The organism is Corynebacterium hindlerae (assembly GCF_014117265.1).
Taxonomy (GTDB): Bacteria; Actinomycetota; Actinomycetes; order Mycobacteriales; family Mycobacteriaceae; genus Corynebacterium; species Corynebacterium hindlerae.
Window position 1 is genome coordinate 1,346,623 of record NZ_CP059833.1, and the last position, 21,933, is coordinate 1,368,555.

Below are 21,933 nucleotides of genomic sequence, written 5' to 3' on the forward strand. Positions count from 1 at the left end.
GAAAATGAGTGTGCCCCGCACTATGGCGGGGCTGATAAACACTTTTCTTAATCCTCGGTCTCTGCAAGCTCGGCTTCGGCTTCCTCCGTGAGGTCTGCAAGGAATTCCTGCCACTGTGCCCGCCCAAAAGCAGCGTCCAGGGCAGGCCAATCCTTGGTGGTGATGGAATCAGCCCAAGGGCCGGTTGAGGTGTCACCCAAGGCGATGGAGGCCTTCCCGGAGTTGATGTCGTAGCCTGCGATGATCTGGCGGCCGTCCTCAAGGTCAGCGACGATGAGGCCCATCATGCTGCCGGACTGGTCGAAACCGTGCGGGGCTGGGGTGAAGGTGATGGTGTTGAGGTCAATCTTGGTGGACATTGTGGGTTTCCCTTTTTCTGGTGGTTGTTAGAAGTTGCTTGGCAGCCAGGTGAACTCTGCGCCGTCGATAGCTTCGGACACTGCAGCGTCGTATGGGGCGTTGTCTTCGCTGGATTCGATCAGGATGGTGTCGAATTCTTCACCGTTGCGGTAGATGGTGATTTCGTCGTGTGTGGTTGGTTCGGTGGCGTTTGGTGCCATGAGGTTGATGTCGGTGGAGGTGATCTCTGCGGTGAAGTTGGTGGTCATTTTCGGCTCCTTTGCCGGTCGTAGATCGAATTTGTTCCGATCCGGTTGCTGTCTTTCTGACACTTTTAAATTTACATGGATGCGCACACTTACGCAATCCGGGGGTGACACATGGGGGTGCAAATAGGGCGAGCGCCTGACCCTGGGGGAGGGATAATCAGGCGCTCTAACCACCGGGGCGCAACAGGGGGTGAGCGCCAGCACGAGTGGCTACCAGCACCATAACCCCCACCAACCCCGCACGCCCGCTAACCTCCCACAATCACACCCAGGAGGTCAAAAAATGGTCTGGAACCACGGCAACACACCACGCGAAAAACTCGAAGAAAAAGCGGAGCGCAACAAAAAAATCCTCAAATGCCGCAGACTCGGGATGAGCAACCAGGAAATCGGGGACAAATTCAACCTCGACCAATCCACCGTCTTCCGCATCGTCCAAAAGCACCTCCGCGACATCCCCAAAGAGGAGGCCGACGAACTACGGCAGCTGGAGCTGGAACGCCTCGACATCGCAACCCGTGGCATCATGCCCAAAGTCCTCAAAGGCGACGCACAAGCCGTCAACGCACTGGTGAAGGTGGCAGACCACCGCGCAAAGCTCGTTGGCCTCTACCAACTTGACGCCACAGATGACGGCTCCGAAGTCGGCAAAGCCTTCGTCGAACTGCTTGACAGCGTCAAAAACGCGGTAAGCGGTGCCGATGACAGCAACATTCAGCAGTAAACAGATGCGGGCGCTCGCAGACAGCGGGCACCGCGTCAACATCTGGGACGGGGCCGTACGCTCCGGCAAAACCTTCGCATGGATCTTCCTTATCCTCGCGATGATCCAACTAGCGTCGGGTGTGGGTGGCATTGTGATCGTTGGCAAAAACCGCGACAGCGTGTACCGCAACGTGTTCGAGCCGATCGAACAAAACGACGTATTCGCACTGGTTAGACCGTTCGTCCAGTACCGGCAGGGTGCCGCGTTCGCCACGATCTTCGGGAAAAAGGTGCACGTCATCGGCGCGAACGATGCTGGTGCCGAGTCCCGTATCCGTGGTATGACGTTGCAGCTCGCGTTTTGCGATGAGTTGACGGTGCTGCACGTCCAGTTCTTCAAACAGCTCTTGGCGCGCCTGTCTGTCAAGGGAGCGAAGCTGTTTGCCACCACCAACCCTGACACGCCCGGGCATTGGTTGATGACTGATTACCTGGCGAAGATTCCCGGCTGCCGTCACTTTTCGGCATCCACACCGCAGGATGACCGGCTCGCGGACTGGTCGTATTGGCATTTCACGATGGAAGATAACCCATCGTTGGATGAAGCCTACAAAGCGTCACTGCGCAGGGAATACACTGGCGTGTGGTACAAGCGCTTCATCCTTGGCCAGTGGGTGGCAGCGGACGGGGCTGTTTATGACTTCTTCGACCCAGATGCTCACACCATCTCCCCTGACGATATCCCACCAATTGAGCGGTATTTGGCAATGGGCATTGACTACGGCACCACCCACCCCACCGCTGGATACCTACTGGGGTTAGGCAAGGACGGCAAGTTGTACATCACGGATGAGTGGGCACCCAACCGCCAATCAGACGGAAAGCTCAAGAAACTCACCGATAAGCAGCTCTCCGACGACCTCAAACAGTGGCTTGAGGAACGCACATACCCTGAGTGGATCTACGTCGACCCAGCAGCAGGCAGCTTCAAGCAACAGCTCTATGTCGACGGGTTCCACCACACCGCCAACGCCAAAAACGATGTGCTCGACGGCATCCGAACCACCGCTTCCATCCTCGCCAACGGCGACCTACTCATATCAAGAGACTGCAAGTACTTGATCCAACAAATTCCGGGCTACCGCTGGGATGACAAAGCTACAGAGCGTGGCGAAGAAAAGCCCATCAAAACCGAGGACGATGAGGCAGACGCGATGCGCTATGTGTGCTACTCGTCGCGCCATTTGTGGCAGCACCGCCTAAAGGGGTAAATGTGAGCATGCCGAATGGTGGCGAATGGCCACCCAAGCCATACGACCAGGCTTTCGCAACAATTGGTGAAGCTCACGACTGGTGGGAAGGCGACCCCAAGCGCCTATCCGGGCGCTACGGCTACAACCCGCCGAAGAATCACCCGAACCAGTTCCGGGGCGGCATTGTAGGGGCTGCGACCCGCATGTGGATGGGCAAACCGGTAGGTGTGGGTGAATCAGCCGACAAAATCCATGTTCCCCTCCCGGCGGATATTTGCCACCTGTCGGCCACCACATTGTTTAACGAACCCCCAACGGTGGCGCTGTCGTCGGATGAGGGTGAAGATGAGCGGGGCAAGACCCTCCAAGCACGCATTGATAAATTGATAAACACTCAGGAGTTCGCCTCCAACATCCTCGTGGCAGGAGAAATGTGCGCAGCCCACGGCGGGGTCTACGGGCGTATCGTATGGAACACCACCCTCCAACCGGAACCCTGGATCGAATGGGTACAAGCCAACCAAGCCATCCCAGAATGGCGGTACGGCAAACTACAGGCCGTCACATTCTGGCAGGCGTTACCAACCGATGACGGAAAGAAAATTTACCGCCACCTCGAACGCTACATCCCAGGCGGTGTTGAACACACCCTCTTCGAAGGCAAAGACAATGAGCTAGGCCGCCCCGTCCCACTCACCGACCACCCCCTGACCGCACCGCTTGCACAACTAGTCAACGAAGACAGTGTGATCACCCACGGCGCCGACCATCTCGCAGCCGTGTATGTGCCGAACGCTAAACCAAACGTGGCGTGGATGAACAGTGGTGAACTCAAACACCTCGGTCGTCCCGACCTGTCCCCCGACCTGTTCCCACTGTTCGACAAACTCAACATGGTGTATTCCTCACTCATGCGGGATATCCGCCTAGGCAGGGCACGCATCACCATCAACGCACAATTGCTCGAATCACGTGGCCCCGGCGGAGGTCTCGGGTTTGACGTTGACCGCGAAATCTACACGGCGGTGAATGACGGCCCCGACGGTGAGCCCATGATGCAGGCAAGCCAGTTCGCGATCCGCGTCGATGAACACCTCGCAGTGATGGACGATCTCACGAAGCGTATCCTGAGGCGCGCCGGGTACTCCCCACTATCGATGGGGATGGATGATGTGGGGGTGACTGAAACCGCGACGGAGATCAGGGCAAAATCACGCGCGACAATGAACACTCAAAAGGCGAAGGGCCGGTATTTCTCGACCGCTATCGCATATCTGACGAAGTGCTTGGTTGAGATCGATGCCGTGTTGAATAACACAGGCCTGTGGATGAAACATATGCCATCGGTCACCATCCACCCGGTCGTTGATGAAACCGCCCTGGATATTGCTAAGACAATTCAAGCATTAGACGCGGCCCGCGCGGTGTCGACCCAAACGAAGGTGCAAATGCTGCATGCTGATTGGGAGAAGTCTTTGCAGGACGCTGAGATTGACCGCATCTTGAAGGAGCAGGGCGTGGGCGTTGATCCGTTGACTGCTGCGACCATGCTTGGACTCGACGGAGAGCAACCACCTATCGATTAGAGGGGGCTGGCTAGGTGCCACTGAACCTGGAACGTAACGATTCCACCCACCGTGCTGTGGTGCAGCTCTACCAGCTGGTGGAGGACTCCCTTTTGCGCCGCATGGGCGAGTCGGTGGAGCGTCTGATTGAAGCTCCCGATTGGGAGCGCATGGTGACGTTGGAGATTATGCGTCTGCGTCGTGAAGCGATGAAAGCGGCGGGGATGATTGATAGTGTCCTGCCTAGGCTCACGGAGAAAGCGTTGGAAGAGGCGTTGATGATCGGCGCGACCGACGCTTACGCCGACATTAAGGCCGTGTTGGGTGAGGAAGCCGCCGCAACAGCGTCGCTTAGCAGCGCGGTGAATCATGCGGGCATGTACGCGCTCGCTGGGGAGATGCAGGGCGATCTGGCGAAACTCAGGCATTCGGTGCTGAGGGCTGCTGATGATATGTACAGGCGGACTGTGCAGGTGGCAGCTGCTAAAACAGTGACGGGCGCTCAGGCTATTGGCGGTGCGTGGCGTGATGCTGCTAGGCAGATGGCGCGCGAAGGCCTCACGGGGTTTGTGGATGATAAGGGCCGTAAGTGGAAGCTGGACACGTACGCGGAAATGGCGACCAGGACGGCGACGAACCGGGCGCACATGTTGGGGCATTCGCAGGCAATGATCGACCACGGCCTTGATCTCATTGTCGTGTCCAGCCACAGTAACCCTGCGCCTCAGTGTGCCCCGTTTGAGGGCAAGGTGTTGTCCCTGACAGGCAAGCATTCGGGCAGGTCGAAGATGGATAACCTTGTGGATGGTACGACGGCGATTGTTGATGTGAAGTGTTCGCTAGATGAAGCTATTGTTAAAGGTTTTCGTCACGTGAATTGTAAGCACACGTGGTCTGCCTACGTCCCCGGCACGCGTCTCCCCCAGCCTGAGCCTGACCCCGATCATGAGGGCTACAAGGCCACACAGAAGCAGCGCTACTATGAGCGGAAAATTCGTGAGTGGCGTCGGGCTGAGGCGGTCGCTGTGGATAAACAATACAAGGACGAAGCACGCGCGAAAATACGGCACTACCGGCAGCTAGCGCAACAAAACGCGGACGATAACGGCCTGCGACGCAAGAAAGAACGAGAAACCTTGCGCTAAAAATTGTCTCATATGCCACATTCCATGCTACACTTTACTGGTCAGGGTGTTTGCGGATCACCTTCCCCAAAGCAAACACCCAACTATCCCTTGTGACTGAGTAAGGCTTAAGGTTGCGGGCGAAGCTGGCTCGTAGATCCGTTGAGATCACGCAGGTTCAAATCCTGCCGAGGGAACAGGCCACCGGCGACGGCGGGTGGCTGGGAGTGACAGAACAAAAGGCCGTGTTCGCGGGGCCGAAGATTGTGCAGACTGCCCTTAGCGGGGAACGAGGCTTAGCCGCCTGATAGGTCTGGCCGGGTGCGGTACTCATAGATGACCGTGGACAAGCCCGTGGCGGTAAAAAGCAATCCGCCCTCCCACCTTGTGCCCTTAGCTCAATTTGGTAGAGCGCTGGTCTCCAAAACCAGTGGTTGCAGGTTCAAGTCCTGCAGGGTGTGCTGTCTTGGCCTGTGGTCAGGCGCGTGTGGGTGACCCCCACATGTTTCCGGTTCGATTCCGAAGCAAGGCAAAACCAGGCAGTCCAGCCAGACTGTCGAACCATGCAAGCCCGGACAGCATGTAAAAGGCGAAGAGCCGGGCCGTACTAACAGGACGCTATCTGTGGTCGCGTGAGTGGTATCCCACCCGGGTTCAAGGCCCGGGCACGCACGAGGCTAAAGGTAAGACGCGCAAGCCCCCTTTAGCTCTATCGAGGAACGTCAGCGCCAGCATCGCAAAAGACTGGCAGCCCGGCAGGACAGCGCTACCGGCAGACACCTTGGCTCGAGTCCAAGGAGCGCACAGCACGAAACCGTTACTAGTGCGGTGGTTGTGCGAGCTGGTCTATGCGTCCCGTTAGTAGTCCACCTGAGTGTGGAACACGCTAACCGCCTCTAGCCAGCGACCGGCACTGTTGATGCACTGCATCCCAAGCGGGTGTAGATAGCCTCTCAACACTGCCACCAAAGATTCCACCCCGCCAATAACTAGCCCCCCGGGCTTAGGCGGGGTGGTCACATTTCCCGTGGTGTAACAGGCAGCACCTGAGAGTTTGGTTCTCAGAGACTTGGTTCAAATCCAGGCGGGAAAGCATGAGTCGCGATCACAGAGACCAGCGGGGCGGGCATGCAAGCCCCTATTGGGTGAGCGCTGATGGACACGCCGACCACACGCGCAAGTGCAGGCGCTTATGCCGACGTCGCGCTAAGGAAGCGTTGCGACGTGGTGAAGAACCTGAGCCGAAGTACCTGAGCCGAAGTACCCGGTAGAGACTGAATGGTTTGACTAGAACAAGTGTTCTAAGTTGCGGTAGTGTTGTCCACCATGGAACCTAGACTCACCGGCATGAACACCAACACATACCAATTCCCCAAGCCGCTCGAAGTAGTGGACTTCGAAGAACTCATTAAGGACGAAAACGGCGAACCAATCCCCTACATCGCCTGCAGCATCCCAGACGACCCAAGCGACCACTACGACGCCGACGGCAACCCACTACCAGACGATGACATCAACCTGCCATAGTCCAATCAGCCACTTACAGCCACTTACATCCACTTACGGTCACATGCGGTCACATATGCACCTGCACACCCCCACAAGTGGGTAAAAATATCCACACGATTATCCACAAAAATATACGTCCGAATAATCGCCTTGATTATTGTTGCAAGTTGCAGATATGCAACATGAGCAGTATCAACAGTTGCGGATAGCTTTGCAGCGTATGTGCATTATGTCAGTTATGGCGGTTATGGAGTGTCAAACCGCTAAATACAGCTCATAACCGAAACGTTAATTACTAACGTAACTCGCGTTATACTCAAGATGAAACAAAAAGAAAGCAGCACCCTACCCCATGCTTGCAGGCGCGAGGTAGAGTGCCACGAAATTACATTTGGTGAACCCAGTCTATGAAAGTTGCCGCTTTCTCAGACAGTCCATCGAAGGCTAGTTTCCCAACTAGCATGTCGATCGCCCGTTGCCAGGACATTTGCCCTTGGCGATGGGCTTTTGACGTCTTTAGACGATGCTTTCCCATATTCAGTTTCACCTCCCTTCCCAGGTCGGTGAGCTTGACCCCTGAGCGATGACTCAGGAACCTCACCGCAAGCGGTGGGCCATGAGGTCACCGCTCCCAAGAGGGCCGTGGATTCTCCGAAGAACCTCCACTAGCGTCGAGTTACAACGTTGTTGTTCACTTTTCGCTAAATGTAACTTTAGCAGTTGAAAAACAAACGTGCGAAAAGTATTTCTTACCAAATCCACACAGGCAAAGATCATCAAGATCACAAGAGACTCAAAATTGCGGCCCGTAGCGGCCCATAGCGACACTTGGTGACAAAATAGCTGGACGAATGAACAATTGTCCAAGAAAATCGCCAATCTTGAGCACTTTCGTCACTCCCCTATTCTGGGGCTAGTTCTCGCCAACGCCCACAAACTGCAATTCTCCATTCGCCCAACAAAGATGGCGAAACTAGGAGAAAAAGTGGAGAACACCACCCAGCCTGAGACTCAGGAAGCCCAGGCACCCGTAGACGCAGCCCCGGCGGACGCGCCTACCCCAAACGATCTTGCAGCGAAGGCCACCCCGGAACCGGCACCAGCTGATCCTGCACCAGCTCACAATGAGCAGCCTGAAACTTTCGACCGCGCCTATGTCGAAAAGCTCCGCAAAGAAGCCGCCGAATACCGCACCAAAGCAAAAGCTGAGGCGGAAAAGGTGGAAGCGGAAAAGCAAGACCTGATCCAACAGCTCGGCAAAGCACTCGGATTCGTCAAGGACGAAGAACCCGTAGACCAAGCCGCATTGATTGAACAGGCTAAGGCTGAAAGTGACCGTTACCGCAACGAGCTAACCCAGCTCCGAACCGAAAACGCGATCACCAAGGCGGCGACCAGCGCTGGTGCTGACACTGACATTCTCATCCCATTCCTTAAGGGCAAGGGGCTGCTGGACAGCCTCGATACTACCGCCGATGACTACGCCTCCCAGGTGGAGAAGCTTGTGGCGGACACCGTCAACGCTAACCCAAAGTTCCGGCTGTCTGCACAGCCCACGGCTTCTGGGGTTGACACTACCGGCGCACCAAGCGCCGACAAGCACATCACCCGCGATGACCTCGCACAGCTCGCAGCAAACGGCCAATGGGCGCGAATCAACGAGCTGGCAGCGGCGGGGAAACTCAACCACCTATAAAGGAGCATGGTCATGGCATCTACTGGACTTGATGCATTCGTCCCTGAACTGTGGTCTGCCGCTATCGCGGCACCATTTGAAAAGAGCCTGGTATTCGGCCAGGCAGCCATTGTGAACGGTGAGTACACCGGCGAAATCTCCCGCAAGGGCGATACCGTTCACCTGTCGTCCCTGTCCGCCCCGACGGTCAACGACTATGACATTGAGCGTGACCTTGAGATTGAAGATCTCACGGTGAAGGATAACGCCATGAAGATTGACCAGGGCGCGTATTTCGCGTTCCGTGTGAATGATCTTGACGTGGTGCAGGCTGCTGGGCCGTTTAAGGATCCTGCGACTAAGGCAGCTGCTGTTGCTTTGCGCGACAAGGTTGATAAGTATATCGCGAAGCAGATTGAGACTGACGCTAAAGCGAAGGTCAAGGCGGATATTGATAAGTCCGGTACTGATAATTCTGCTTTTGCTGCTCTGGTCGCTTTGTCTGAGAAGCTGAATCTTGAGTCTGTTCCGACTACCGGTCGTTATGTGATTGTGGGGCCGTCCCTGTATTCGGCGCTGCTTATGGATAAGCGTTTCACCCGTGTGGACGCTTCCGGCACCACTGATGGCTTGCGTAATGGCATTGTTGGCCGTGTGCTCGGTATGGATGTTCTGTTGTCCAACAATGTGACTGGTGCTGGTACTAAGACTGAGAAGGCTTACGCTGGCACCCCCATGGCGACCGCGTTCGTGTCCCAGCTGAACAAGATTGAAACCGACCGTGAAGAGAAGCGTTTCTCTGACATCGTGAAGGGCCTGATGATTTATGGGGCGAAGGCTTACCGCCCTGAGGGTCTGGCGGTGTTGACGGCGACGTTGTCGGATAAGCCTGCTGGTGTTGTGCCTGGTATTGGCGGCTAGTCGGCAGTTGTTGGTTTTGTGGGGTGCTCGCTTTGTGGTGGGTGCCCCATCATTCTTTTTAAGGAAACTTGAATGAGGATTTTTTGCACGCGGGAAAAGCTTGCTGAGTTTGTTTCTGAGATCCCGGATGATGCGGACGTGTTGTTGCAGTTAGCGTCGTTGTTGGCTGCTCGGGAGACGAGGGCTGCTTTGTATGATACGGATCCGGCTGGGATGCCGACGGATCCTGATGTGATTGATGCGATGGCTGAGGCTGTGGCTGTGCAGGTGCGTGAGTGGGTGCAGTCGGGGGTTGATCCTGTGGCTGGGTATTTGGGCACCAAGGGTGAGGTTGCTTCGTCGTCGATTGATGGGGCTTCGGTGTCGTTCGCGACGAAGGACAGTGAGTCTGTGAGGTTGGCGTTGTCGTCGTTGTGCCCGATGGCTGTTGCCGTGCTCGCGGATGCTGGTTTGGTGGGTGGTTTGCCGTGGGCATACTAGAAAGCCGTCACAGTGACGTTATTGGGGTGTGGTTTAGTGTCCCCGTGAAAGTGGTGAGGAAGGTTGGTGACGCCGCTTTTGGGGACTCTGATCTCGAATACGGGGCCATCATTGACGAGACCGCACCAGATGGTGTCAACGCGCCCACTGAGGAAACGATCATGTGTCGGGTCGTGGATAAACAACAGGTAATCAAGGGGACAACGGGGCTTGAGATCACATCCACTGCCCGCCTGCACTGCCACATCAACACAGCCCCGGTTCCCGTTGGTTCTAGGGTCACTCTCCCACCCGCCTACGGCAACCGCGAACTTACCGTTGTCGCCACTTCACGCGCCGACGGTGGCGGTATGCCAACACCAGACCACTGCACCCTATTCCTGGAGTGATAACCAATGCCGTTCACTAACAGCTTCGACGCACGCAAGATCACCGGCGCGATCAAGAAGAACGCAGAAAAGGCAGCATTCATGGGGGCGCAACATTTGCGCAAGGAAGCTGTGGAACTCACACCCGTGGACACCGGCACCCTGCGCAACAGTGCAAAGGTCACCGCCGACGGAAACCAAGCAGCCGTATCCTACAGCACCCCCTACGCGGCACGCCAACATGAAGAAGTCGGCTGGAACCACCCCGAAGGTGGGCAAGCGAAGTTCTTAGAAACCGCGATGATCAACGAAGCGCCAACCATCGCCCGGATCATCGCCAACACCATAACAAAGGGATTGAAGTGACCACCACAGGAAACATCGAAAAAGCGTTAGGGGCGTGGCTGGCAGAACACGGCCTTGGCACCTGGTCACCTAACGCAAACTATCGGGCATCTGACCCGTGGCCTATCTTCATCGGAGTATTTCCTACATCCCAGGCGATCACACACTGCATTCTGGTGAACAAGTATGCAGACAGTCGAGACGATGACACCATGCACGACGATGAATCACCACACGTCTACCTGCAGTTCCGGATCCGGGGTGACCGTAATCCCTTCACCTCGGAAGAAAAAGCAGACGAGCTGTTCCAGCTCTTGCACAACAACACTGGTATAGCACTCGCCAACGCCCCACGGATTTTACTCTCGCGCCGTGTGGTCACCTCCCCACGCGAAACAGACGCTAACGGCAGGTTCCACAACATCGATAGCTATCGATTCACACTCAACCCTAATTAGGAGACGCCATGGCAGACACTAAGCCAGCACGCCCAGGATATTCCGGTGACCTGAACTCCACTCTCGCACGCGAGAACGCCCTCCAGGTCAAGAACAAGAAGGGCACGTGGGTGTTCGTTAGGGGCCTGTCGAAGATCGCCCCTAAGTTCGAAGGCTCCATGCAGGACGACACAGACATTGATGGTGAGGGCTACGGCTCCCAGATTTCCACCGGCCTGAAGTACACCATCGCAGTTGAAGGCAAGCGCAAGGGCAAGACCGCTAAGGGCAAGTTCACCCAGGATGAGGGCCAGCTGATTTTGCGTGACGCTGGTCGCGGCATGGGGTTCGATAACGTCATTGAGGCCCGCACGTGGCGCACCGACGGTGTGGATGAGGCCTTTGAGGCCGCGTTCACTGTCGAGTACGCGGACGGCGAGGGCGGTATCGAGGATCTGGACACCTTCACCGCGACGTTGATGTCCCGCGGTAAGCCGAAGCGTATTCAGGTTCCTACTGAGGCTGAGAGCGAATCCAAGCCGTGGGAAGAGTCTAAGGAAGAGGACTCCGAAGACGAAGACGGTCTCCCCGGTATTGGTGGCTAACCCCCTTTCTGCGGTAGCGCCCTGGGGGAGCGCCCAATCCCCCACCACAATTTTTTAAAAAAACGAGACTTTGAAGGATAGAAGCTGTGCTCACCGACCTGCACGACTTTTTCACCCCACACCTCACCGCCCCCATTGGTGGACACACCTACACCGTTGAATCCCCCGACGCGGAAACCGGCCTTTATATCAAAAAGGTCATGAACGACGAAGAACTCCTAAAAACCGTTGATGATGTCGAAATCATCAACCGGCTATTTAAGGGGAAGATCAACAAAGATGGTGTCCCGAAAGGTGGACTGTGGGCAGAGCTGGAGGAAAACAACGTCCCATTCGTTGAACAAATTCACCTGGGTATTACCGCCGTTTATTTCTTCGCCTACGGCCCCGAAGCCGCTAAAACCCACTGGGAAAGCCTGGGAAAAAACAACTAGAGGACACGCAACCACAGCTCATTGATGGCCCATACGGCCCGTATGACCCCCGCCCTAAAGCCTACGGCCCGGACGACCCAGGCGGTGGCCCATACGACCCGGAAACCGGGCTGCGTGACTGGTACAACGAAGAACAACCCAGTTCGGAATCGTTGACGTGGGCGCAAATCCTCGAACATCTCCCGCAAATAAGTCTTGATCTGCACGAAAAATTCGGGGTGGACATTGAATCAGGAATCCTTAAACACCGCTCATGGGGGTGGCTTGAAGCACGGATCCTTGACCTCATTGGGCACCCCACCCGACTAAGGGACAGCCTCGGATTACCCGCCTTGTCTACAGGGGGCTTCCCCACTTTTTAGGAGCCTGCTATGGGTCTTGATCTTGGTAAACTCTCCGCTACCGTTGAAGTCCGCGCCGATGGGGTCGAAAACACCCTCAGCAAGGTTGAGCAGGGGCTTGATAAGATCGGCCGGAAAGTCGATGATGTCTCCAAGAAACAGATCAAACCCAAGGCGGACAGCAGCGGGGTTGAAAAGCTAAGTTCCGCCAGCAACAAGACAAAAACCGCGCTGGATGAAGTCGGTAAGAAAAACATCAAACCCCGTGTTGACACTGGGGATATCGATAAGGCGGAACGTAGCGCCGGGAACCTGAAAAACACCCTCGGTTCCATTAAGGGCGTGGCTGGTGTAGCTCTCGGCGTGGCCGGTATCGCCGGTGTCAGTGACGCACTCGGTGCAGTCGTAACGGCCGGTAACGACTACACCAACCAAATGAACATCATGAAAGCCGTGTCGGGGGCCACGGAGCAGCAACTGAAATCAGTCGGTAAAGTCGCCCGCGAACTAGGCAACGATGTTGACCTCCCAGCAACATCCGCTGGCGACGCAGCAGCAGCAATGTCTGAACTCGCCAAAGGCGGATTCACGGTCGAACAATCCATGCAGGCCGCGAAAGGCACACTACAGCTCGCAGCAGCATCCGGTATCGAAGCAGCCCAAGCAGCAACAATCCAATCCCAAGCACTCCAAGCCTTCGGCCTTGACGCTTCCTACGCTGCGAAAACAGCTGACGTTCTCGCAAACTCAGCAAACGCATCATCCGCCGAAATCACCGGCATCGCACAAGGCCTGCAACAATCCGGCGCGGTCGCCAACCAATTCGGCCTGAGCCTCGAAGACACAGCAGCATCGTTGGGCATGCTCGCAAACGCCGGTATCCAAGGCAGCGACGCAGGCACCCTGCTGAAAACCACTCTCCTTGCCCTCACCGACCAAGGCAAACCAGCACAACAGGCCATGCAAGAGCTTGGCCTGACCGTGTACGACACGAACGGCAAGTTCGTCGGCATGTCCTCCCTCATGGGACAGCTGGAAAAAGCCTCCAAATCCATGTCTGAGGAACAATACCAGGCAGCCACCGCCACCCTATTCGGCTCCGACGCTATGCGCCTAGCTGGTGTTGCTGCACAGCAAGGCCAAGCCGGGTTCGACAAAATGCGTGAGGCCGTCGAAAAAGAAGGCGCAGCAGCTGAGGTAGCAGCAGCAAAAACAGAAGGACTACCGGGCGCTATCTCCCAGGTCTCCAACGCTGCGGAAGAACTAGGCCTGAAACTCTACGACCTTGGCAAAGGCCCAGCTGAGGCCGGGCTAAAACAGCTAGCCTCCGGCATCACCGCTATCTCGGACAACATGGATCGTGTCCCCTTCCCCGCATACGCCGCCGGGGTCGCAGCACTCGTGACCCGTTTCACCGGGCTTAACACCGCGCTGAACACCGGCACCGGGAACCTGGCTAAGTTCGCGGCCGAAACCCGTGCTGTGAAAGCAGCTGCCGACGCACAAGGCAAAAGCATTGGAAGTGTCAACGCTTCACTGCAGGTGCTTGGGCAGCATTCCCCAACGATTGAGCGGATGCACACCGCCTACCAGAAAGGCGCGCCGGGCCTGCAATTAGTGGCCCAGAAGCACAAGGCACTTGCTGCTGCTGCGAAACTGTCTGGTTCTGCATCGAAGGACTCGTTTACGGTTATTGATCGGATGGGGGCGCAGGCAGCGCACTCGTTCGTCGCATCCACCGCGAAGATGGGTAACGCTGCGACTGGGTTCGCCCGTGGCGGATTATCACTCATGAAATCCGGCATGGGTAGCCTCATGGGGGCTTTAGGTGGCCCGTGGGGGTTGGCGATCATGGGTGCGTCGTTTGCTTTAGGCAAACTTGCCGAAGAGCATATGAAAGCTAAGCAGGCTGAGGAAGACCACAAAGCTGCTGTTGACCAGTTGACTGAGTCGCTGAACGCGCAGTCTGGTGCGACGACGCAGGCGACCCGGGACTCTATGCTGAACCGTGCTGAAAAAGAAGGCGCACTGGTTGACGCATCCAAGGCCGGGTTTGAAGGCAGCACCGTTGTTGACGCGATGATGGGGCAAAAAGGTGCCCTCGCTGAGATTAAAGCGCAAGCCGACGGGGTGACAGCATCCTTTAATGAGGTGTCTAAAGCCACTAGGATTTCCCAAAAAGATTTTGAAGCATTCGGGGTCACTAACAATGACCTCGCCCGCGCTCTTGGTGGCAACGAAGAGGCCATGAACAAGGTGAAGGGTGCCGGGGTTTCTGGTGTCGCAGCGTTTGAGGATTTGAAATCGAAGCTGTCAGAATCTGAGCTTGCGTCTTTGCGTCTTGCTGAGGCTACGAGGGCTGCGTCTGGTGATCTGGATGAGGCTACTCAGGCTGCGAAAAGGAAAGCTGCTGCTGATAACAATTTGGTGAAAGCGGCTAAAGACACGTCGAAGGCGATGGGTTTGCTGAGGGATAGTGTTCTTGCTGTCCCTGATAGTAAAACTCTTGTCGTTAAGGCGGGGCCTGAGGTTGAGGATGCTAGGCAGAAGCTTGAGGAACTTGGGGCGAAGGTCTCTCAGCCGTTTAATGGTGAGGTTCGGATTGAGTTCCCTAACGGCATTGACATTAACACCATGTTGGATGAGCTTGGGGTTAAGGTCTCGACGTTGCCTGAGGGGCGGATCAAGATTGATAATCCTGATGCGCCGGAGGTGTTGAAGTCTCTTGAGCTGTTGGGGCTTAAGACAACGACTTTGCCGACTGGTGAGATCGTTATTGATTCTAATGATCCTGAGGTTACTCAGCGGATGGTTGAGCTTGGGATCCTGGTCAAGAATGGTGCTAATGGCACGGTGACGATTTCGGATAACTTTGATCCGACTTTAGCGAAAATCCGTGAAGTTAACGAAAACGATGGTAAGAAAACCTCCCAGGAACACACGATCGTTAACCGTATCCAGGAGTGGCGCGAATACTATGGCAGTGGCCGTACCGCGTCAACGTCTGGGACGTCTGTGGGTCAGCATTACAGTGTTGGTGGGCGTTTGCCCCGTAATGCGTCTGGTGATCGGACTCACGGTGGTTACCGTCTGCCACTGGCCGGCCCTGGCACTGACCGGACGGACGGTATCCTTGGGGTTGATGCTCAGGGTATTCCGGTGTCGTGGGTTGACCGGGGTGAGTGGATCACCAACCGGAAACGCAGCAGCATGTACAACCGCACATTGGCTGCGATTAACCGGGGCACCCCTAATCAGATCCTTGCGGCTCTTGCGAATGATCTTCCCCGTCATGCCGATGGTGGTGTGTCCGATAAGGTAAAGCAGGCCCTGGCTGGGATGAATGGCACCCCGTATGTTTTTGGTGGGTGGTCTACTGCCGGTACGGACTGTTCCGGTGCTGTGTCGATGGCGGTCAATGCTGCTGAGGGGCTGGACCCGTTCGATTCCCGTACTACGACGATGGGTGAGGCTGCTTGGCTTGAGGCTAAGGGCTACCAGCGTGGTAAGGGTGGGCCTGGTGATATGCGGGTCGCGTTCCTGAATGGTGGGCCGGGTGGTGGGCATACTGCTATCCAGTTGCCGGATGGCACCTATATTGAGTCCGGTGGGAATACTGGTGGTGGTTTGACGATTGGTGGTGCTGCTGGCCCGTTGGAGGGCCGGGGTTTCACTGATTGGTATTTCAAGCCGATGGGCACCGGTGATGGTGGTGTGTCTGTTGGGGGGAATGGTTCGCAGCTTGCGGGCACCTCCACATCCGCATCCGGTTCTGGTGGTTCTGTTGGTGGCAGTGTGTCTCGCCCGCAGGTCAGTATCAGCGACGGGTCTATGAGCGTGTTCCAGGCCGGGCAGCGCATGGGCATCGGTGGTGGCCTCGGTGCGTTAGCGCTGGTTAATGAAAACACTGTTGCAGCGTTCAATGATCTTGAAAAGGCCCGTGAGGATGAAATAAGCAGTGTTGAGGCGATTGCTGAGGCGGAAGAAAAGCTGGCTGAGGCGCGTGAAAACGCTGCTAAAGCTGGGGATGCCACGGCGGAAAAGGTCGCGGAAAAGGAACGTGCCCTGGCTAAGGCACGTGAAAAAGCGGCGGATGTTGACCAAAAGTCTGTCGACGAGATAGCGAAGAAGGAAGAGTCTCTAGCTAAAGCGCGGGAGAAGGGCGACCCGGACAAGATCGCTAAGGCTGAGGAGGATCTAGCTAAGGCTAGGGATGCTGCGCCGAAGAAAGCGCGGGATGCTGCGGACAAGATCGCTAAGGCTGAGCGCGAGTTGAAGAAAGCACGTGAGGCCGGGCCGGAGAAGGCGAAGAAGGCCGCTCGTGATGTTGAGCAGGCGGAAGAGAATCTTCGGAATGCTCGTGAGCAGTCGGTGGTGAATGCGAATCGGACGGCTGCTGCTGAGCGCCAGTATCGGTTGAAGCTTGCTCAGGCTCCGTTTGAGCAGGCTGCGTCGTTGGCTAATGCTTTTGGTGGCATTTTTAGTGCTGTTGGTGGAATGTATCAGGCGATGGCGGATGCGGAGCGGAGGAAACTCGACCAGGCTAAAGAAGCGCTGGGTATTTGGCAGCGTCAGATTGACGCGCAGAAAGCGGTGCAGGACGCGACCGAGGCCTCGACTGAGGCGATGCGGGAGCAGGTGAAGGCCCGCTGGCAGTCTGATCTTGCGGTGTCTGATGCCGAGTGGGAGCTGACGATGCACCGGAAGCGGTCTCAGAAGGAACTTTCTGAGGCTGTGCTGTTCGGGATCAATGTCACGGAGATGAAGGCCAAGACGGAGCGTCGTACGGCGGTGTTGGAGGCCCAGATCGCGTTCGAGAAGGCACAGCGTGATTTGACGGCGTTCTTGCGGGATAAGCAGCTGGCTGATAGTGCTTTTGAGATGGAGCGCTCCCACAAGCTGGCTGCGATTCAAACCTCTAGGTTGGCGTTGGTTGCTGGTGCTTTGGCGAGGATTCAGGGCGCCCTGAACATTGAGGAAATGAAGGCGCTGGAGATCAAAGCGATCAAGGCGCAGGGCATGGCCACGTCGGCTAATGGCCTGGGTGGGATCGTCGGTGGTATCGGCGGACTCATCGGCGCTTTGGGTATGGCGGCGGTGAACCCGCTTGGGGCGTTGGCTGCTGGCGCGGCTGCTATCGGTGGGATCATTAGTGGTGCCGGTCAGATGAGGGCCGGGCGGGCGCAGGTGAAGGCCGCTGAGGAACAACAGCGGGCGTTGCAGAATGTGGGGAAGGGTGACCCGAAGCTTATTCCGGGCCTGGACGGTAAGTCTCTTGAGGCGTTGGATTTGCAGGAGCAGCAGCTTGAGATTCAGATGTCGCAGGACAGGTTGCAGCGTCAGAAGGACGCGGCGAAGCAGCATGATTTGTTGCAGCAGCTGGTTGATAATGCGGAGAAGAACCTGGAGTATGCGAAGCGCGATGAGCGTCGGGCGGATGATTTAGCGTCCCTGTGGGATGACGGTAATTCGTTGAACGCGACGGCGTTTTTCCAGTTCGGTGGTTCTGGTTGGGCTGGTGGCGCGAAGCAGTTTACGGGGGCCACGGGTGGCGGGTTTGGGGGGCTGCGCGAGGCCCGGTTGTCGCCGGAGTCGTCGATGGTGGTTGAGAACGGGGCACAGAAGGCAGCGCGTCTTGGGTTGCCTTCGGCACCGGTCACGTCACCGGAGAATGTGACCGCTTCCACGTCGCTGCTGAATTTGCGGGAGACGAAGGCGATGCGGGTGACGATGGATGATCTGCTGGGTTTGGTGGAGCGGATTGAGGCTGTTGTCGCCAATGGTGGGGTTCAGGACAATGTTGGGGCTGTGTTCAACGGGGATGTGACGTTGGTGAACCATGACGCGGGGAATGCGGATAATCGGGCGTTGGCTGCGGCGCTTGCGAGGAAAGGATAAACAATGGAGATGGGTTTACGGCCACCGATGCGGCTGGTGCTGATGTCGAAGGACGGGTTCAGGATCCCGCTGAGTGATCCTGACCGCCCGTGTGATGACGGGGTGTTTTTGGGTGGTGTGCCTGACGCTATGTGGATGGCCGACCGTCAGCACTCCTACTCGCAGGGCGCGGGGCAAGTAGGGGCCACATGGCAGGGCCAGGTGCGCCGGGAAAAACAGTTCGAGCTGGACATTATTATCCGGGGTGCTCGGACACCGTATTGGGTGGATGCGGTGGAAACCATGTGCGCCGATGGTGAGCAGCAGTTCACACTGGTGTCCCTGCACCCCACTATCGGGTGGCGGTGGCTACCTTTGCGCCTGGTGGGGGTGTCGGAGCCAATGTTTGTGGGCGGGCACCCTGGCCTGGGGCTGGGGGCTAGGCTGCGGCTGATTGTGTCGGCGGACGCCCCGGTGTGGCGCAGGTTCCGCAACGAGTTCACCTATAGTGCGGGCGATGTGGCTGGTGGGGTGATCCGATTCCCGATTGATGGGACTGAGATGGTGTGGCCCGAGTTTGAGATCACCGGAGGGTTCAAGTCGGTGAAACTCCGGCTGGATGAGGCCTCACTGTGGCAGGAACTCCCGGCCGATAAACAAGGCTGGCGGGTGAATACTGACCCAAGGAACCGGCTGGTGCAAACCCTGGGAGGTAAGACTGATTTTGTGGGGTTTGTTCCCCACTGGCCTAACCCCGTGAAAGGTGAGTCTGTGGGGCCGACTGTCCGCGAGGGGAAAGTGTTCGTCGAGGCCGTCGGAGCTTCCGAGGACTTCACCCTTAAACTTCGTTTCACCCCCGAGAGGAGCCGGGCATGGTAGCCCAATTCTTGACCCCTGACCTGCGCATTTGGGATCCGTTTTACGCGTCGTGGAAGCCGATTAGTGGGGCTGAGTCTGTGGAGGTTGAGGCCACCACGGATATGGATGTGGACACGATGACGATTGTGCTTCCGGCCCCGCACCCACTGGATAAGCTGCTGTACGGTGCGCGTGTGGTTGGGTTGCCGGTCACCCTGGTTTTGAATGGTGTGGAGTGGACAGGCCGGGTGAATACGGCGAAAATGTCCCGCACCAACTCAGGGGCACAGCAGTGGACTATCACGGTGTTGTCGGATCATAAGCATTTCCACCGGCTGGTGTCGAAGTCCCCGGAAACCGCTGTTGATGGTGGTGCGGCCACATTCAAGGGCACACTGTCTGAGTCGGCGGATTGGCTTATTCAGCACGCTGTGGCGCGTACTGGTCTCCCCACCTATTTTCTGCCGGATGTGTCGGGGCCGAGTGTGGAGGTTGTGGCCCGCACGGAGGATACTGTGGCGGATGTTTTGGGTAAGGCCGGGGCGCGGGCTGGGGTGTTTTTTGGGGTGCAGGCGATCACCCCGGACACGGTAGCCCGCGGCCTACCTGGTCGTGAGGTGATCCGGCAGTACATGGGGGCGGTGGAACGCGCCTGGTATCAGGAGTTTCGGGGGTCCGGGAAACTGGCGTACTTGGCCCCTCATGATCGGGTGGAGGCGTCGCCGATGCTGGCGGGTGAGACAGCCCAACCCCCCACAAGGTTTTACGGCACCGCGGCCCTTGACCCTGCTGGTAAGAAGATTGAGCCTACGGCTGGGGTGTGCTGGAATGTGTTCGAGGTCGCCCCGGATGTGGGGGCGGGTGATGTGTTTTACCGGGACGGGTCGGAGCGTGTCCTGGAGGGGGTGACGCGTGTCGGCACGGTGGAAGAGCTAAAGCGGGCCGGTGAGGCTAACCCGTGGTTTGGTGCGCATGTGACGCACTGGCCTGAGGGCGCGTGGAAGACAGCGACGGATACTGTCTTGGCGGTGAAGGCTGCTGAGACCGGGTTGCTGGTGCGTGGTGACGGGGAGCAGGTGAAGACCAAGGCGGACGTTGAGGCGCTCGCAGACTACATGGGTGCTGGTGGCGCCCACGCGTGGCTCCAGGCCGGACAATGGGTCATTGCCAACGACCGTGATTTTCGGGCCGAGTCTGAGGCGAGGAACGTCCCCAAAGCTCAACCGGTGTGGCCGGGTGTCATGCTGCGTATCCATGGTGAGCGTGACCGAAGGCAGATCGTGTTCTCCACCGCCCCCGGTGGCGGTTTGGAGTCGTGGGAGGCTGAGATCACCGCCCCGGATGGTGCTGCGATCATTGCTGGGACGCAGTTTGATGCGTGGATGACGGGGTTCATGAACCGTGATGGGGTGCAGGCCGGTGCGTCGGCTGGGGAGATCACCGCCGGTGGGTCACCCCTGTCACGGGTGGCGAAAACCGCCGTGGAAAAATCCGGTGGGGCGATCAAGGGCGTGAACGCGAACATTAGCCCGTCCTCAACCGTGGACGGCACGGAGGTGTCGTTCGACTCACTGTCCGCGGTGGTGGACATGTCAGTCACGGGGCCTGTGTTCTACCGTGAGCGGTTCCACTCCATGGGTGGTGAGGTCACGGCCGACACCACGGCAGCGTTTGAGGAGCAGTTCGCGCAGATGCAGGGGTCCACCGCGATGACCGCGAAACTGGGGCTGAACAACTCCACTATTTTCGGTGACGATCAGACTCGCCCGGATGGGAGCGTGTTGCCGGGGTGGAAACCCGGCGATAGGGTCACTTTGTGGGATGGGGATACGCAGGTGTCGGAGGTGATCAGTGGTTGGCGTGCGTCGTGGTCGAAGGATAAGCCGACGCCTGAGGTGATGCCGCTTCTGGGGCAGAAGGTTGACCGACAAACACCGGTGGATTCTTTGATGGACACGATACGCCGGATTGAGAAACTCACGGAGCGCACTAATCTCGCGCCCCCTCGTTTGCCGAAGCGGTCGGATGTGGCGACGGTGGTGGCGGAGGAAGTGGAGGCCCCGATTAGTCGGGCTGTGGTGTCTGAGGCTGAGGCGCGTCGCCGTGAGATCATGCAGTCGCAGCGGGAGGTGTCGGCGCAGTTGGAGGCGGCCCGGCGGGATTTGGATGCGTCGGGGCGTGAGATGTCCCAGGCGGTGGATCGTGTGCGTGAAACAGCTGAGGCTGCGAAACAGTGGACGGTTGATAACCAACAGAGCTTTAACCTTGCTACGTCTCTGGCGTTCGCTGCACAACAGCAAACAAACGATTTTAATGCGATCCAGTGGGTGAGGCAGGCGGAGTGGAATAAGACCCAGGAGGAGATCAACCGGGCGCAGGCTGAGATCAACGCGGCCCAGGAGCAGGTGAACCGCCAGCAGTCCACTATTAATGATCAGAACCGACGTATTACGTCGGTGCAGTCGGAGGCCCTGTCTCAGATACAGGCGCAGCAGCGGACACTGACCGGGGCGACGGAAACGCTGCAACGCCGAGTCCCGGCGGTACTGGCCGTGAATGGCGACTACGGCAGTAACGAATATCTGTCGTATTCGAAGTCGGGTAATGATTTGATGGTCACGGCTAAGCCTGGCTGGTCGGGTGTGTTTGTGGCGTCGATCCGGGTGTCGGCGTTGTCGTCGTTTTCGGTGCATTTGTCTGGTCAGGTCGGGCCGTCGCGTAGTTTTTCGTACGGTGTGGGTGCGTTTGAGAAGTTTTCGTCGGGGTTCATTTTGATCCTGCCTTCCTAGACAGTGCTGACCGCGCCAACTCCCGTGATGTGATCCCCT

18 protein-coding genes, 1 tRNA gene and 1 pseudogene are annotated in these 21,933 nt (G+C 57.3%); 18 read left to right on the top strand and 2 right to left on the bottom strand.

Features of this window, described 5'->3' with window-relative positions:
* Nucleotides 1-47 precede the first annotated feature (47 nt).
* Together HW450_RS06705 and HW450_RS06710 are read right to left on the bottom strand one after the other, a co-directional pair.
* A complete protein-coding gene (locus HW450_RS06705) occupies nucleotides 48-359 on the bottom strand; it encodes a hypothetical protein (RefSeq protein WP_182384892.1) in 312 nt (103 codons plus the stop codon).
* 27 nt (nucleotides 360-386) lie between these two features.
* Nucleotides 387-608, bottom strand: a complete 222-nt coding sequence (locus HW450_RS06710) for a hypothetical protein (protein ID WP_182384893.1) — start codon at nucleotides 606-608, stop codon at nucleotides 387-389.
* A gap of 283 nt (nucleotides 609-891) precedes the next feature.
* On the opposite strand from HW450_RS06710, the gene HW450_RS06715 reads away from it, so the two are divergent.
* From HW450_RS06715 to HW450_RS06800, 18 genes and pseudogenes are all read left to right on the top strand, one after another.
* Nucleotides 892-1,332 carry a hypothetical protein gene (locus HW450_RS06715; protein ID WP_182384894.1) on the top strand — a complete coding sequence of 147 codons (441 nt, stop codon included), beginning with the start codon at nucleotides 892-894 and terminating at the stop codon, nucleotides 1,330-1,332.
* Complete coding sequence (locus tag HW450_RS06720) at nucleotides 1,310-2,584, top strand: PBSX family phage terminase large subunit (protein ID WP_182384895.1); 1,275 nt, start codon at nucleotides 1,310-1,312, stop codon at nucleotides 2,582-2,584. Before HW450_RS06715 ends, HW450_RS06720 begins: the two co-directional genes overlap by 23 nt.
* Before the next feature lie 8 nt (nucleotides 2,585-2,592).
* On the top strand, nucleotides 2,593-4,152 hold the full coding sequence (locus tag HW450_RS06725) for a phage portal protein (RefSeq protein WP_232843378.1): 1,560 nt from the start codon (nucleotides 2,593-2,595) through the stop codon (nucleotides 4,150-4,152).
* A 14-nt stretch (nucleotides 4,153-4,166) separates the two neighbouring features.
* Nucleotides 4,167-5,276 carry a phage minor capsid protein gene (locus HW450_RS06730; RefSeq protein WP_182384897.1) on the top strand — a complete coding sequence of 370 codons (1,110 nt, stop codon included), beginning with the start codon at nucleotides 4,167-4,169 and terminating at the stop codon, nucleotides 5,274-5,276.
* A gap of 86 nt (nucleotides 5,277-5,362) precedes the next feature.
* Nucleotides 5,363-5,452, top strand: a pseudogene (locus HW450_RS06735).
* Between the two features lie 190 nt (nucleotides 5,453-5,642).
* A tRNA-Trp gene (locus HW450_RS06740) sits at nucleotides 5,643-5,716 on the top strand.
* Nucleotides 5,717-6,602: 886 nt separating this feature from the next.
* Nucleotides 6,603-6,782, top strand: a complete 180-nt coding sequence (locus tag HW450_RS06745) for a hypothetical protein (protein WP_182384898.1) — start codon at nucleotides 6,603-6,605, stop codon at nucleotides 6,780-6,782.
* A 967-nt stretch (nucleotides 6,783-7,749) separates the two neighbouring features.
* Entirely contained in the window at nucleotides 7,750-8,460 is a 711-nt protein-coding gene (locus HW450_RS06750; protein ID WP_182384899.1) for a hypothetical protein, read from the top strand.
* Between the two features lie 12 nt (nucleotides 8,461-8,472).
* Complete coding sequence (locus tag HW450_RS06755) at nucleotides 8,473-9,360, top strand: phage capsid protein (RefSeq protein ID WP_182384900.1); 888 nt, start codon at nucleotides 8,473-8,475, stop codon at nucleotides 9,358-9,360.
* Between the two features lie 72 nt (nucleotides 9,361-9,432).
* A complete protein-coding gene (locus HW450_RS06760) occupies nucleotides 9,433-9,840 on the top strand; it encodes a hypothetical protein (RefSeq protein WP_182384901.1) in 408 nt (135 codons plus the stop codon).
* Nucleotides 9,828-10,229, top strand: a complete 402-nt coding sequence (locus HW450_RS06765; protein WP_220463885.1) for a hypothetical protein — start codon at nucleotides 9,828-9,830, stop codon at nucleotides 10,227-10,229. The genes HW450_RS06760 and HW450_RS06765 overlap by 13 nt, the downstream gene beginning before the upstream one ends.
* A gap of 6 nt (nucleotides 10,230-10,235) precedes the next feature.
* Nucleotides 10,236-10,574 (top strand): minor capsid protein, encoded by a 339-nt coding sequence (locus tag HW450_RS06770; protein WP_182384903.1) that lies wholly within the window; start codon nucleotides 10,236-10,238, stop codon nucleotides 10,572-10,574.
* Nucleotides 10,571-11,011, top strand: coding sequence for a minor capsid protein (locus HW450_RS06775; protein WP_182384904.1), 441 nt, complete (start codon nucleotides 10,571-10,573; stop codon nucleotides 11,009-11,011). Before HW450_RS06770 ends, HW450_RS06775 begins: the two co-directional genes overlap by 4 nt.
* An 8-nt stretch (nucleotides 11,012-11,019) precedes the next feature.
* The gene (locus HW450_RS06780; RefSeq protein WP_182384905.1) at nucleotides 11,020-11,595 is read left to right on the top strand and encodes a phage tail tube protein; all 576 of its coding nucleotides are present in this window, start codon (nucleotides 11,020-11,022) and stop codon (nucleotides 11,593-11,595) included.
* A gap of 86 nt (nucleotides 11,596-11,681) precedes the next feature.
* Nucleotides 11,682-12,029, top strand: coding sequence for a DUF7426 family protein (locus HW450_RS06785; protein WP_182384906.1), 348 nt, complete (start codon nucleotides 11,682-11,684; stop codon nucleotides 12,027-12,029).
* 371 nt (nucleotides 12,030-12,400) lie between these two features.
* A complete protein-coding gene (locus tag HW450_RS06790; RefSeq protein ID WP_182384907.1) occupies nucleotides 12,401-18,268 on the top strand; it encodes a phage tail tape measure protein in 5,868 nt (1,955 codons plus the stop codon).
* Nucleotides 18,269-18,271: 3 nt separating this feature from the next.
* Complete coding sequence (locus HW450_RS06795) at nucleotides 18,272-19,126, top strand: hypothetical protein (protein ID WP_232843202.1); 855 nt, start codon at nucleotides 18,272-18,274, stop codon at nucleotides 19,124-19,126.
* Complete coding sequence (locus tag HW450_RS06800) at nucleotides 19,120-21,894, top strand: Gp37-like protein (RefSeq protein WP_182384908.1); 2,775 nt, start codon at nucleotides 19,120-19,122, stop codon at nucleotides 21,892-21,894. The genes HW450_RS06795 and HW450_RS06800 overlap by 7 nt, the downstream gene beginning before the upstream one ends.
* Nucleotides 21,895-21,933: the final 39 nt, after the last annotated feature.

What these genes read in the sequence shown, in the direction of transcription:
- HW450_RS06725 (WP_232843378.1), top strand. Translation starts at nt 2,593, where the DNA reads ATGCCGAATGGTGGCGAATGGCCACCCAAGCCATACGACCAGGCTTTC.
- HW450_RS06755 (WP_182384900.1), top strand. Translation starts at nt 8,473, where the DNA reads ATGGCATCTACTGGACTTGATGCATTCGTCCCTGAACTGTGGTCTGCC.
- HW450_RS06770 (WP_182384903.1), top strand. Translation starts at nt 10,236, where the DNA reads ATGCCGTTCACTAACAGCTTCGACGCACGCAAGATCACCGGCGCGATC.
- HW450_RS06780 (WP_182384905.1), top strand. Translation starts at nt 11,020, where the DNA reads ATGGCAGACACTAAGCCAGCACGCCCAGGATATTCCGGTGACCTGAAC.
- HW450_RS06790 (WP_182384907.1), top strand. Translation starts at nt 12,401, where the DNA reads ATGGGTCTTGATCTTGGTAAACTCTCCGCTACCGTTGAAGTCCGCGCC.
- HW450_RS06800 (WP_182384908.1), top strand. Translation starts at nt 19,120, where the DNA reads ATGGTAGCCCAATTCTTGACCCCTGACCTGCGCATTTGGGATCCGTTT.
- HW450_RS06745 (WP_182384898.1), top strand. Translation starts at nt 6,603, where the DNA reads ATGAACACCAACACATACCAATTCCCCAAGCCGCTCGAAGTAGTGGAC.
- HW450_RS06720 (WP_182384895.1), top strand. Translation starts at nt 1,310, where the DNA reads ATGACAGCAACATTCAGCAGTAAACAGATGCGGGCGCTCGCAGACAGC.
- HW450_RS06705 (WP_182384892.1), bottom strand. Translation starts at nt 359, where the DNA reads ATGTCCACCAAGATTGACCTCAACACCATCACCTTCACCCCAGCCCCG.
- HW450_RS06795 (WP_232843202.1), top strand. Translation starts at nt 18,272, where the DNA reads ATGGAGATGGGTTTACGGCCACCGATGCGGCTGGTGCTGATGTCGAAG.
- HW450_RS06760 (WP_182384901.1), top strand. Translation starts at nt 9,433, where the DNA reads ATGAGGATTTTTTGCACGCGGGAAAAGCTTGCTGAGTTTGTTTCTGAG.
- HW450_RS06715 (WP_182384894.1), top strand. Translation starts at nt 892, where the DNA reads ATGGTCTGGAACCACGGCAACACACCACGCGAAAAACTCGAAGAAAAA.
- HW450_RS06710 (WP_182384893.1), bottom strand. Translation starts at nt 608, where the DNA reads ATGACCACCAACTTCACCGCAGAGATCACCTCCACCGACATCAACCTC.